General features: G+C 68.2%; 13 protein-coding genes and 2 riboswitches. Of the genes, 8 read left to right on the top strand and 5 right to left on the bottom strand.

Annotated features, from left to right (window positions below; all coding sequences use genetic code 11):
• Window positions 1-154 precede the first annotated feature (154 nt).
• Window positions 155-712, top strand: coding sequence for a DUF3828 domain-containing protein (locus VGE49_RS13375; protein WP_331035030.1), 558 nt, complete (start codon window positions 155-157; stop codon window positions 710-712).
• 748 nt (window positions 713-1,460) lie between these two features.
• Here VGE49_RS13375 and VGE49_RS13380 read toward each other — a convergent pair.
• Genes VGE49_RS13380 through VGE49_RS13390 form a run of 3 tightly spaced genes read right to left on the bottom strand, consistent with a single transcriptional unit; the run spans window position 1,461 to window position 3,768 of the window.
• Entirely contained in the window at window positions 1,461-2,390 is a 930-nt protein-coding gene (locus VGE49_RS13380) for a bifunctional riboflavin kinase/FAD synthetase (protein ID WP_331035031.1), read from the bottom strand.
• A gap of 8 nt (window positions 2,391-2,398) precedes the next feature.
• Complete coding sequence (locus VGE49_RS13385; protein WP_331035032.1) at window positions 2,399-2,860, bottom strand: MaoC family dehydratase; 462 nt, start codon at window positions 2,858-2,860, stop codon at window positions 2,399-2,401.
• 38 nt (window positions 2,861-2,898) lie between these two features.
• Window positions 2,899-3,768: a TIGR01459 family HAD-type hydrolase gene (locus tag VGE49_RS13390; protein ID WP_331035033.1), complete on the bottom strand. Its 870-nt coding sequence runs from the start codon at window positions 3,766-3,768 to the stop codon at window positions 2,899-2,901.
• 108 nt (window positions 3,769-3,876) lie between these two features.
• On the opposite strand from VGE49_RS13390, the gene lspA reads away from it, so the two are divergent.
• Both lspA and VGE49_RS13400 read left to right on the top strand, forming a co-directional pair.
• Window positions 3,877-4,404 (top strand): signal peptidase II, encoded by a 528-nt coding sequence (gene lspA, locus VGE49_RS13395; protein WP_331035034.1) that lies wholly within the window; start codon window positions 3,877-3,879, stop codon window positions 4,402-4,404.
• 68 nt (window positions 4,405-4,472) lie between these two features.
• The gene (locus VGE49_RS13400) at window positions 4,473-5,039 is read left to right on the top strand and encodes a DUF3035 domain-containing protein (RefSeq protein WP_331035035.1); all 567 of its coding nucleotides are present in this window, start codon (window positions 4,473-4,475) and stop codon (window positions 5,037-5,039) included.
• Between the two features lie 223 nt (window positions 5,040-5,262).
• On the opposite strand, the gene ispH is transcribed toward VGE49_RS13400, so the two are convergent.
• Window positions 5,263-6,234 (bottom strand): 4-hydroxy-3-methylbut-2-enyl diphosphate reductase, encoded by a 972-nt coding sequence (gene ispH, locus VGE49_RS13405; RefSeq protein ID WP_331035036.1) that lies wholly within the window; start codon window positions 6,232-6,234, stop codon window positions 5,263-5,265.
• Window positions 6,235-6,383: 149 nt separating this feature from the next.
• Here ispH and VGE49_RS13410 point away from each other — a divergent pair, with 149 nt between their 5' ends.
• The 4 genes from VGE49_RS13410 to VGE49_RS13425 are packed head-to-tail and all read left to right on the top strand — an operon-like array spanning window position 6,384 to window position 10,104.
• A complete protein-coding gene (locus tag VGE49_RS13410) occupies window positions 6,384-7,055 on the top strand; it encodes a Tat pathway signal sequence domain protein (protein WP_331035037.1) in 672 nt (223 codons plus the stop codon).
• 5 nt (window positions 7,056-7,060) lie between these two features.
• Window positions 7,061-8,863, top strand: a complete 1,803-nt coding sequence (gene argS / locus VGE49_RS13415) for an arginine--tRNA ligase (protein WP_331035038.1) — start codon at window positions 7,061-7,063, stop codon at window positions 8,861-8,863.
• Window positions 8,864-9,094: a hypothetical protein gene (locus VGE49_RS13420; protein ID WP_331035039.1), complete on the top strand. Its 231-nt coding sequence runs from the start codon at window positions 8,864-8,866 to the stop codon at window positions 9,092-9,094. It begins immediately after the preceding gene.
• Window positions 9,091-10,104, top strand: a complete 1,014-nt coding sequence (locus VGE49_RS13425; RefSeq protein ID WP_331035040.1) for an adenosine deaminase — start codon at window positions 9,091-9,093, stop codon at window positions 10,102-10,104. The genes VGE49_RS13420 and VGE49_RS13425 overlap by 4 nt, the downstream gene beginning before the upstream one ends.
• Window positions 10,105-10,238: 134 nt before the next feature.
• Here VGE49_RS13425 and VGE49_RS13430 read toward each other — a convergent pair whose 3' ends face one another.
• Window positions 10,239-11,216: a class 1 fructose-bisphosphatase gene (locus VGE49_RS13430; protein ID WP_331035041.1), complete on the bottom strand. Its 978-nt coding sequence runs from the start codon at window positions 11,214-11,216 to the stop codon at window positions 10,239-10,241.
• Window positions 11,217-11,327: 111 nt separating this feature from the next.
• Window positions 11,328-11,426, top strand: a riboswitch (glycine riboswitch).
• 4 nt (window positions 11,427-11,430) lie between these two features.
• Window positions 11,431-11,531: riboswitch (glycine riboswitch) on the top strand.
• Between the two features lie 53 nt (window positions 11,532-11,584).
• Between VGE49_RS13430 and gcvT the strand changes: the two genes are divergently transcribed.
• On the top strand, window positions 11,585-12,316 hold a 732-nt coding region (gene gcvT / locus VGE49_RS13435; protein WP_331035042.1), incomplete at its 3' end, for a glycine cleavage system aminomethyltransferase GcvT.

A 12,316-nucleotide genomic window follows, 5' to 3' on the forward strand; every position in this document is an offset into this window, starting at 1 on the left:
TCGATCCCGACGTGCGCGGGGCTGACCAGCCCTGGCGCTACGCCGGGCGGCTAATCGAAATCGGACGGATCACGCGAACGGTCATGGTTGAAACCGTCTAGCAGACCGGGCGGCGCCTGCGCCATAGTCGATGCGAACAGAGGGAGGCGATCAGATGCGCGTTCAGGCGATGACAGCGGCGGCGGTTCTGGCTTTAACGGCGGCGGCCTGCTCGCCCGCCGAGGAGAAGGCGCCCGCCCCCGCCGAAGCGCCACTGACCGGGCGCGCGGCCATCTACGCCGCCGGAGAGAAGGACGCCGAGGCCTTCGTCCGCGCCCTCTACGCCAACGCCGCCGCGCCTCTGGCGAACGATCCGGCGGCGGCGGCGATCAGCCCCGGACGCGATCCGCTCTATTCGCGCACCCTGAACGCCCTGATCGGCGTCGACTTCCGCGAGGCCCAGTCCCGCAACGAAGTCACCTATCTGAACTATGACCCGATCTGCGCCTGTCAGGACGCCGACGGCTTCGCCCTGACCGCGCTGAAGATGACGCCCGACGGCGACAAGGCGGCCACCGCCGACGTGACATTCACCAACCACGGCCAGACGCATCAACAGACGCTGAAGCTGGTCAAGGAAGGCCCCATGTGGCGCATCGCCGACGTCGTCGACGCCAAGGGCAAGTCCCTGCACGACGCCCTGATGACCATCGCGGAGAAGGCGGAGGGCTAGCTGCGTGGAATAGCGGCACGGACACTGCGGGTAGTCAGAGCGTTCGACTCGACGGAGTTCCGCGACCGGCCGTCCCAAGGTCAAGGTGGCGTTGCGGAGACGCTGTCTAAGTCTTGCAACTGGAGTTTCCGCCAAGCGCGGAGAGCGGGCTTTAATTCTTCACGCGAAATGGGTGCTCGGGATTTCGCCGTACAAAACCATCGACGTCTCGCAGGCGCTCAGGAAACGGCTCAGCGGCGCCTTTCAGGGTCGGCGAGTTGAAAAAGCGAAAGCCTGCCGACCAAAGGGCATCGACCTTTCCCCACTGTTCCCTGTCAGCCTTCCTTGGAACCCTAAATGCCCGCCCCATCCACCTAAGAGCTTCACCACACTCAGGGCATTTGGCGGTGGAACCATCGGCTAGTTTCCAAGACTTTCGACATGCGAAACAGGCATGAGGCCAGAGGCACTCCGTCCCTCGATGTCGCGGCAGCACAGAAGGAGCAGGGAGTACCCTGTTCCCAACCTCGCGCCGAATGTGCATGCGCTCCGCTTTCGAGGGACCATCCATCCTTGGATCATGCCCGGCAAACTTGATGTCCGCAACGGATCGCTAGCCGCCCCCTCACCGCTGTCACCCCGGACGACCCGGAGGGGCGATCCGGGGCCCAGGCGCGAGACCTAATGGTGCGGGCGTAGGCGTATCGACTGCCTGGGTTCCGGGTTCGCTGCGCGCCCCGGAATGACGGCAAACGGGTGGGCCGCCGCTTCAGGCCAGAAGGGCGCGCGCCGCTGCCGCGTCCGCTTCGATCTGGACCTTGAGTGCGTCCAGGCCGTCGAACTTCATCTCGCCGCGCAGGAAGGCGACCAGTTCGGTCTCGAGGGTCTGGCCGTAGAGGCTTTCGTTGAAGTCCAGCAGCCAGACTTCCAGCAGGGGCGCGTCGATCTCGAACATGGGGCGGACGCCCAGGTTGGCGACGCCGTTGACGACCCGCCCGTCCGGCAAGCGGGTGCGGACAGCGTAAACCCCGTAGGCCGGGCGCATATAGTCGCCCATGGCCACGTTGGCGGTCGGCACGCCGATGGTGCGGCCGCGCTTGTCGCCGTGGATGACCTCGCCCTGGATGGCGAAGGGGCGGCCCAGGATGGCGGCGGCGCGGTCCATGTCGCCGGCCTTCAGCGCCTCGCGCACGGCGGAAGACGACAGCTTCAGCCCCGAGACGTCGTCGATGCGGTCGGTGACGGAGACGGTGAAGCCCAGATCCTGTCCATAGGTCCGCAGCGCCTCGGGCGAGCCGGAACGACCCTTGCCGAAGGTGAAGTCGAAGCCGACGGCGGCGTGGGCGACGCCCAGACCCTCGGACAGAACGCGACGGGCGAACTCCTCATCCGTCATCCCCGCCATCTCGCGGTCGAAGGGGATCAGATACAGGCGGTCGACGCCCAGCGGGGCCAGAGCGCGGGCCATCTGATCCGCCGTCATCAGGCGGAAGGGCGCGGCCTCGGGCTGGAACAGGCGGCGCGGGTGGGGGTCGAAGCTGACCACGGCCAGGGGGACGCCCAGACGCCGGGCCGCTTCGCGGGCCGATGCGATCACCGCCTGATGCCCCCGGTGCACGCCGTCGAAAGCGCCGATCGCCGCCGCCGCCCCGCGCTGCGAGGCCGGCAGGTCGCGCCAGCCGCGGATGACCTCGACCACGGCTGGCCTCAGCGGGCCGAGGGCTTGCGGCGGCGCGGCACGCGCACGACGGCCACGCCGTCCATGATCAGCTTGTCGCCGACGAAGCCTTCACACTTCAGCTCGGCCCGGGCGCTGTCCGCCTCCAGTTCGATCACGGTGATGACGATGCGCACCATGTCGTCGATGCGGACCGGGAAGTGGAAGGACAGGGTCTGCGAAATATAGATCGACCCGGCGCCCGGCAGGATGGTGCCGACCACCGCCGAGCCGAAGGCGGCGCTGAGCAGGCCGTGGGCGATTCGCCCGCGATAGGCGGTCTTGGAGGCGAACTCCTCGTCCAGATGCACCGGATTGAAGTCGTCCGACGCCTCGGCGAACAGACGAATCCGCTCCTCCGTGACATGGACGGTCTTCTGCGCGGCCATGCCGACATGAAGTTCGTCGAGGATGTAACCGCCCGACGGGTGCTGTGTGACGTATTCGACCATAGCCGGGCTTTAAGCCAGGTGCGACGAAATGGCGAGCCTCACCACGTCAGTTCGAGCGCGGCGTAGCGGGCGAAGGTCGTCTCGGCGCGGAGCAATTCGGCGGCGCGGGCCGGATCCAGCGTCCCGTCTGGCCCCTTGGCCGCGTCGCCGTGGATGCCCTGGGCGATGAACAGGCAGTCCAGGGCCTGCTCGGCGGCGCCCAGAACATCTGTCACCACCCCGTCGCCGATGCACAGGACGCGCGAGCGATCGACGGGACGCCCCGTCAAGGCCGCCGCCTCGCGCAGGGCCAGTTCGTAGATAGGGCCGAAGGGCTTGCCGGCCATCACCACGCGCCCCCCCATTTCCTCGTAGAGGTCGGCGATGGCGCCGCCGCAATAGATGATGCTGTCGCCCTTCTGCACGATGCGGTCGGGGTTGGCGCAGATCAGCTCCAGATCGCGTTCGACAGCGGGAATCAGGCGCTCTCGGTAGTCCTCGGGCGTCTCGGTCGCATCATTGTAGGGACCCGTGACCGAGATGAAGGCCGCGTCCTCGGCGCCGTGGGCGCTGTCCAGGTTCAGACCTTCATAGAGGACGAAGTCGCGGTCGGGGCCGATGATCCAGGCCGGGCCGGGCGCACGGCGGGCCAGTTCGGCGCGGGTGGCGTCGCCCGAGGTGACAAAGGCCTTCCAGCTGTCGCGCGGCACGCCCAGGGCGTCCAGTTGCGCCACCACGTCCGACGAGGGACGCGGCGAGTTGGAGATCAGGACGACATGGCCGCCCTTTTCATTGAACTTCGTCAGGGCCTCGCAGGCCTCGGGCCAGCTTTCGCGCCCGTTGTGGATCACCCCCCAGACGTCACACAGCAGGATGTCGTAGTCGTCGGCGACGGCGGACAGGCGAGGCAGGGCGTGAGGCAGGGTCATGGGCCGGTTATAACCTTCGGGACGCTGGGGGAAAGGCCGCCGCCAGCCGATCACGCCGTCGCTTTCCCTCTTCGCCCTCGCCCTGCTTCCTGCTAACCGGCTTTCAGCATGAAAATCTCTCGCCTCGCCTTCGCCGCCTATGGCGCCGCCCTCGCCGTCATCGTGCTGGACCAGCTGACCAAGGCCTGGGTTCTGGGCGCCATCGACGCGGCGCACATCTCGCAGATTCCCGACGGCTATCGCATCGCCGAGGTCATGCCGCCGGTCTTCAACCTGACCTATGTGTTGAACACGGGCGTCAGCTTCGGCCTCTTCGGCGGCGGCGCCGGGCGCTGGATCCTGAGCGCCTTCTCCGTTCTGGTGGCCGCAGCCCTGGCCGTCTGGGCGACCCGGTCGGATCGCAAGCTGATGATCGCGGCCATCGGCCTGGTCATGGGCGGCGCCCTGGGCAATGTCTTCGACCGCATCCGCTTCGGCGGGGTCGTGGACTTCCTCGACTTCTCCGGAACCGGCCTGTTTCCATGGATCTTCAACATCGCCGACGCGGGCATCACCGTGGGCGTCGTCCTGCTGATCCTCGACAGCTTCCTGTCGGAACGCCGCTCGACGGTTGGCGCGGCCAACGAAAAGTCGTAATCACCCCCTCTTCACTATCGTCCCGAGCCAGCGCCATTGGGCGCGCCTCCCGGAGCCGAGCTGACCATATGCGTATCCGTAGCGCCCTCACCGTGGCCCTTCTCGCCACCACCGCCCTCAGCCTGACCGCCTGCGCGAGCATGAAGCAGAGCATCGGCCTGACCAAGGTCGTGCCGGACGAGTTCGTCACCGTCGCCAGCGCGCCGCTGGCCGTGCCGCCGGAATACGGCCTGACCCCGCCGTCGCCGGGCCAACCGCGCCCGCAAGAGCTGGCGCCCGAGAGCGCCGCCCGTCAGATCCTGCTGGGCCAACGCCAGGCCGTGACCCGCACCGGCGGCGAGCAGGCCCTGGTCGCCCAGGCCGGCGCCGACCGCGCCGACCCCCTGGCCCGCTACGTCGTCGACGACGAGTTCGGCGATCTGGCGCACAAGGAAGAAAGCTGGGCCAACCGCGTCATGTTCTGGCGCAAGAATGATCCGGCCACGCAGACCGCGACCGTCAGCCAGACCGCTGAAGGCGCCCGCACTATCGACGCCAACTCCGAACACGCCCGCCTGTTGGCCCTGACCGGCGGCCGCGAAGGCATCGCCATCACCCCGCGCCGCGACAGCCGTTTCAAGCTGCCGGGTCTATAAGACTCAAGGTCCAGCCAGACCGATCAGGGCGCGTTCGTTTCGACGGACGCGCCCTTTTCGTTGGGCTGCGACGACCTCTTTCCTCCCCATTCCATGGGGAGGTGACGCGGAGCCAAAGGCGACGTGACGGAGGGGGCGTCTCGACGGCGGACGTTTGCATCGCCCCTCCACCGCTACGCGGTCCCCCTGCCCACAAGTGGGGAGGAAAGGCGCCCCGCCCGCGTCAGGCCGTCAGGGCGCGGGGCAGCTTGAACGAGACAGTTTCGCGCGCGCCGTCATCCTCGGTCACGACAGCGTCGAATCGGGCGCGGATGGCGTCGATCAGGGCCTCGATCAGGGGCTCGGGCGCCGAGGCCCCCGCGGTGACGCCGACCGTGGTGACGCCGTCGAACCACGACCAGTCCACATCGCCCGCGTCATCGACCAGACGCGCGTCGCCCGCCCCGGCCTTCAGCGCCACATCGACCAAACGGGCCGAGTTGGACGAGTTCTTGGACCCCACCACCAGCACCAGCTGGCAGCCCTCGCCCAGACGCTTGACCGCCTCCTGCCGGTTGGTGGTGGCGTAGCAGATGTCTTCCTTGTGCGGGTCGGGCAGTTCCGGGAAGCGCCGCTTCAAGGCCGCCAGGATGTCGGCCGTGTCGTCCACCGACAGGGTGGTCTGGGTGGCGTAGGCCAGGGGCTGATCACTGGGGCGCTGGAAGCCTTCCGCGTCCGCGACCGTCTCGACCAGGCTGATGGCGCCGGGCGGCAGCTGGCCCATGGTGCCGACCACCTCGGGGTGGCCGGCGTGGCCGATCAGGATGATGTGGCGGCCCGCCGCGTGGTGGCGTTCGGCCTCGACATGGACCTTGGACACCAGGGGGCAGGTGGCGTCGAGGAACAGCAGCTCGCGCGACCGCGCCGTGGCCGGCACCGACTTGGGCACGCCGTGGGCCGAAAACACCACCGGCCGGTCGTCCGGGCATTCGTCCAGCTCCTTGACGAAGATCGCCCCCATGCCCTTCAGGCGCTCGACGACGTGGCGGTTATGAACGATCTCGTGACGCACATAGACGGGGGCGCCGAACTTCTCGATGGCGCGCTCGACGATCTGGATGGCCCGATCCACCCCGGCGCAGAAGCCGCGCGGCGTGGCCAGGCGCACGGTCAGCGGGCGGCGATCAAAGGCGGAGGGGGATACGGGCGCGTTCATGGCCCGGAACCTAGTCGCTCGCGCCCCTTGCCGCCACTGCCTGCATGGTCGCGTTTGCCGCGCCTCGCTTTAGCCGCTATCACCACCGAGCGTGGCTAGGTCGGACGTCCGATCGTCCCGCGCCCCCTTCGACTGCCGGAAAGCTCCTGATGCGTCGCGTCCTGACCGCCCTCGCCGCCCTCTCCTTCGCGGCCGTGCTGATTCCCCAATCCGCCGAGGCCCAGTCCAGCGGCCGCCCTGGCCAAGGCGGCCAGCAGAGCCGCGACCGGGCGCCGGACCAGGGCACGTCGCAAGACGCGCGTCGCGTGCGTATCGCTCCCCTGTCGCGCCGCGCCAACGCCGGCCCCTGCCCCTATGTGAAGGTGCTGTACGACGCCGCCCGCTACGTCGAGATGACGGATTTCAACCGCCCCTCCACGGCGACCATCGGCTTCACCGGCGAGATCGAGGGCGTGAGCGCCGACTGCGTCTATCGCGACGCCGACCCGATCCGCCTGGACTTCAACATCCTGTTCAACCTCGGCAAAGGCCCCCAGGCCAGCGGCGACGCCCGCACCTATCGCTACTGGGTGGCGGTCACTGAGCGAAATTCGGCCGTCCTCGCCAAGGAATATTTCGACCTGCCGGTCAATTTCGAGGGCCAGCAGACCGCCTCGGTCCAACAGGCCCAGTCCATCGTCATCCCCCGCGCCGACGCCACCACCAGCGGCAACAACTTCGAAGTCCTGATCGGCTTCGACGTCACGCCGGACATGGCCGAGTTCAACCGCTCGGGCAGCCGCTTCCGCGTCACCGCCGGCCAGACCCAACCGAACCCCTAAGAAACATGACTGATCTCAAGACCTCTCTCAGCGAAGCGGTCGGAGCCGCCTTCGCCGCCGAAGGCGTGGACAAGGCCCTGGCCCGCGTCGTCGCCTCCGACCGCCCCGACCTGGCCGACTTCCAGTCCAACGGCGCGCTGGCCGCCGCCAAGGCGCTGAAGGCCAATCCGCGCGAACTGGCCGCCAAGGTGGCCGAACGCCTGGCCGCCGACCCGCGCCTGTCCTCGGTCGAGGTCGCCGGTCCCGGCTTCATCAACCTGAAACTCTCCGACGCCGCCCTGTCGCAGCGCGCCGCCGAGGTCGCCGCCGACGACACACTGGCCGGCGCCTCGCTGAACACGCCGTCGCGCAAGGTCGTCATCGACTACGCCGGTCCCAACGTGGCCAAGCCGATGCACGTCGGCCACCTGCGCTCCTCCATCATCGGCGAGAGCCTGAAGCGGTTGTTCCGCTTCCGCGGCGACATCGTCTGGGGCGACGCCCACTTCGGCGACTGGGGCTTCCAGATGGGCCTGCTGATCACCGCCTGCGGCGACGAGAACCTGGCTGACGCCTTCATGGCCGACGGCGACGGTCCCTTCCCCGCCGACAGCCCGGTCACGCTGGAAGACCTGGAACGCCTCTATCCGCAGGCCGCCGCCAAGGCCAAGGAAGACCCCGCCTTCCGCGACCGCGCCCGCAAGGCCACCGCTGAACTGCAGAACGGCCGCCCCGGCTACCGCGCCCTGTGGGCCCACTTCGTCGCCGTCAGCCGCACGGCGCTGGAGCGCGAGTTCGGCGCCCTGGACGTCACCTTCGACCTGTGGAACGGCGAATCCGACGCCGATCCCCTGATGCCGGAAATGCTGGCGCACCTGAAGGAGAGCGGCCTGCTGGTCGAGGACGACGGCGCCCAGGTGGTGCACGTCGCCAGGCCCGGCGAGACCCGCAAGAAGAAACTGGCCGACGGCACGGTGATCGAAGCCCCGTCCCCGCCGCCTCTGCTGGTGGTGTCGTCCGAAGGCTCGGCCATGTACGGCACGACCGACCTGGCCACGATCCTGGACCGCCGCAAATCCATCGACCCCGACCTGATCCTCTACGTCGTCGACGAGCGTCAGGCCGAGCATTTCGAACAGGTCTTCCGCGCCGCCTATCTGGCCGGCTACGCGCCTGAAAAGTCGCTGGAGCACCTCGGCTTCGGCACCATGAACGGCGCCGACGGCAAGCCCTTCAAGACCCGCGCGGGCGGCGTGCTGAAGCTGCACGACCTGATCACCATGGCTACGGACAAGGCGCGCGAGCGCCTGCACGAGGCCAAGCTGGGCGACGACCTGCCCGAGGCCGAGTTCGAGGACATCGCCCGCAAGGTGGCGGTGGCGGCGCTGAAATTCGCCGACCTGTCGAACAACCGCACCACCAGCTATGTCTTCGACCTCGACCGCTTCATGAGCTTCGAGGGCAAGACCGGCCCCTATCTGCTGTATCAGGCCGTGCGGGTGAAATCCCTGCTGCGCAAGGCGGCCGATCAGGGCGTCGAGATCGCCCCCATCGTCGTCGCCGAACCGGCTGAGCGCGATCTGGCCCTGACGCTGGACGCCTTCGACGCGGCCACGGCGGACGCCTATGACAAGCGTTCGCCCAACCTGATCGCCGAGCACGCCTATCGGCTGGCCCAGAGCTTCTCCAAGTTCTACGCCGCCTGCCCGATCCTGGTCGCGCCGGACGCCGCCACCAAGGGCTCGCGCCTGGCCCTGGCCGCCGCCAGCCTGCACCAGCTGGAACAGGCGCTGGAGCTGCTGGGCATCGAGACACCCGAACGGATGTAGATGGCCACCTCGTCCATGATTGAAAAATGGGCGGAGAACGAACGCATCCTGCGCGCCGTATTGGAGGAGCACGGCTCATCCATAAGCGATGGCGCGCGGGCTCTGATCGAGGAATGGCTCGACCATAACGAACTCGGCTTGGCGGCTGAGACGTTACGCGAGAACATCAGCGGGCCTTGCTCGCCTCTCGATCAACTACTGACACAATGGCTTAGGAGCCCTTCGCCATGAGCGATCTCGACGCCTTCATCGCCGGCCTGCCCAAGGCCGAACTGCACCTGCACATCGAGGGCTCGCTGGAGCCCGAACTGATGTTCGAACTGGCGCAGCGCAACGGCGTCGCCATCCCTTATGACAGCGTCGAGGCCGTGCGCGCGGCCTATGACTTCTCCAACCTACAGGACTTCCTCGACATCTATTACGCGGGCGCCGCCGTGCTGCTGACGCGTCAGGACTTCGAGGACCTGGCCTTCGCCTATTTCCAGCGCGCCGCCGCCGACAACGTCCGCCACGCCGAGATATTCTTCGACCCCCAGACCCACACCGACCGGGGCGTGCCCTTCGGCGTGGTCGTCGAGGGCCTGATCGCCGGCATGGACCGGGCCAGGGCCGAGTTGGGCGTCACCAGCGGCCTGATCCTCAGCTTCCTGCGCCACCTGTCGGAAGACGAAGCCTTCGCCACGCTGGAGGCCGCCAAGCCCTACCTGCACCACTTCATCGGCGTCGGGCTGGATTCGTCCGAGCTGGGCCACCCGCCGGCCAAGTTCCAGCGCGTCTTCGCCGCCGCCCGCGACCTGGGCCTGAAGCTGTGCGCCCACGCCGGCGAGGAAGGCCCGCCCGCCTATGTCCACGAGGCCCTGGACCTGCTGCACATCGACCGCATGGACCACGGCAACCGCTCGATGGAGGACGAGGGTCTGATCGCGCGTCTGGCCGCCGAGCAGATGACGCTGACCGTCTGCCCCCTGTCGAACCTGAAGCTGTGCGTGGTCAAGGACCTGAAGGACCATCCGATCCCCGAGATGCTGCGCCGCGGCCTGCACGTCACCCTGAACTCGGACGACCCCTCCTATTTCGGCGGCTATGTGAACGCCAACTACAGCCAGCTGGCTGAAGCGGTCGGCCTGACGCGCGAGCAGGTGACGCAGCTGGCGAAGAACAGCTTCGAGGGCAGCTTCCTCAGCGACGCCGACAAGGCGAAACGGCTCGCGGAAGTGGACGCCTACGCGGCGACGAACTGACCGCCTCTTTCGTCATCCCGGACGAGCCGCAGGCTCGATCCGGGACCGCCGGAAGCGCAGCCGTTTGAATGTCGTGCCCTTGGCGATCCCGGCTCTGCGCTGCGCGAGGCTTGGCCGGGATGACGGCGTGAAGGTCAGGCCGCCGCGATCTGATCGACCTCGTTGGCCGAGCCGAGCGCCACGGGGATGCGCTGGTGCAGGGCCGTCGGGGTCACGTCCAGAATGGCCTGGGTCCCGTCCGTGGTCGCCTTGCCGCCCGCCTGTTCGATCAGGAAGGCCATGGGGTTGCCCTCGTACATCAGGCGCAGCTTGCCGGGTTTGTTCGGCTCGCGCTTGTCCCACGGATAGAGGAAGACGCCGCCGCGCATCAGGATGCGGTGGACGTCGGCCACCATGGCGGCGACCCAGCGCATGTTGAAGTTCTTGCCGCGCGGGCCGTCCGCGCCCTGCAGGCAGCCGTCGACGTAGCGTTGCACGCTCTCGGCCCAGTGGCGCTGGTTCGACATGTTGATGGCGAACTCCTTGGTGTCCGCCGGCACCGTGACCGCGCCGTGCGTCATCAGCCACTGGCCGTCGTGCGACAGGGTGAAGCCCGCCACGCCCTGGCCCGTCGTCAGCACCAGCATGGTCTGGCCGCCGTAGAGGCAATAGAGGGCCGCGACCTGCTGACGGCCCGACTGCAGGAAGTCGGCCTCGGTCGGCGTCGCCGACGGCGATTTCAGCACCGAGACGATAGTGCCGACGGGGGCGTTGATGTCGATGTTGGACGAGCCGTCCAGCGGATCGAACAGAACCAGGTATTCGCCCGCCGGATTGGTCGCCGGCTGGACCGTGTCCATTTCCTCGGACGCCACCCCCGCCACCGCCGGACAGGCCAGCAGCATTTCCGTCAGGACGTCGTTGGAGATGACGTCGAGCTTCTTCTGCTCCTCATCCTGAACGTTGACGGCGCCGGATGCGCCCAGGGCGCCGACCAGCGCCCCGCCCGAGACGATCTTGCGGATCTCGACGCAGGCGGCGGCGGCGGCCGTCAGGGTCCGGGCCAGGCCCTGCGGCAGATCGAGGGCGGCCAGGTGGGCGGCGAGGTCGGTGCGGGCGGTGCGGGCGGTCATGGCGGCCTTCAATCCTGTCACGAGAGCGGTTCGGCCCCTCATGGCCCTTCGGATCGTTCGCGGCAAGCCCGGCGCCGCTTGACTTCGGCTCGGAGTCGGGGCCTTAGGTCGCACGCTCTCGCGGGAGAGATCGGCGGTCGCGCAGCGGCCGTCGGGGCCGAAGGCGCAACCGCCCCGGAAACGCTCAGGCAAAAGGACCGCGAGGGCGCACGGACGCTGGAAAGTCGCCCCCCGTTCTCGGGATTCATGGGCGCGCCGACGGAGCAAGGCCGCCCCTTTGGGGACGGTCGGAATCTCTCAGGCTTCAGGACAGCGGGGGCGCGACGACGGCGAAGCTATCGCCGCAACCCGCGACCGGAGGATGCTCGATGAGCGACCAGGCCTTGAAGACCACCCCTCTCAACGCCGCGCACCGCGCGCTCAGCGCCCGCATGGTCGGGTTCGGCGGCTATGACATGCCGGTCCAGTACGAAGGCGTCCTGGCCGAGCACCGCTGGACCCGCGAGCACGCCGGCCTGTTCGACGTCTCGCACATGGGCCAGGCCCGCATCACCGGCGACGACGCCATTGCGCAGTTCCAGCGCTTCGTCCCGGGCGACTACCAGATCCTGAAGGACGGCAAGCAGAAGTATTCACTGCTGCTGAACGCTGAAGGCGGCATCATGGACGACCTGATGGCCGGCAAGCCCGACCATGACGGCCTCTATGTCGTGGTCAACGCCGGCAACAAGGACGCCGACTTCGCCTTCCTGAACGCCAACCTGGCCGGCGACGCCAAGCTGACGGTCCTGGACGACCGCGCTCTGCTGGCCATCCAGGGGCCGGAAGCCGCCGAGGTCATGGTCAAGCACGAGCCGGCCCTGGGCGAGATGGGCTTCATGGATTCGGCCCGTCTGATGCTGTTCGGGGTCGACTGCTACGTCTCGCGCTCGGGCTACACCGGCGAGGACGGCTATGAGATTTCGGTGCCCAACGCCGACGCCGAGCGCATCTGGAACCTGCTGCTGAGCGACGCCCGCGTGAAGCCGATCGGTTTGGGCGCCCGCGACTCGCTTCGTCTGGAAGCCGGCCTGCCGCTGCACGGCCACGACATCGACGCC

Origin of the sequence: Brevundimonas sp. (genome assembly GCF_036405315.1) — a bacterium.
Lineage (GTDB): Bacteria > Pseudomonadota > Alphaproteobacteria > Caulobacterales > Caulobacteraceae > Brevundimonas.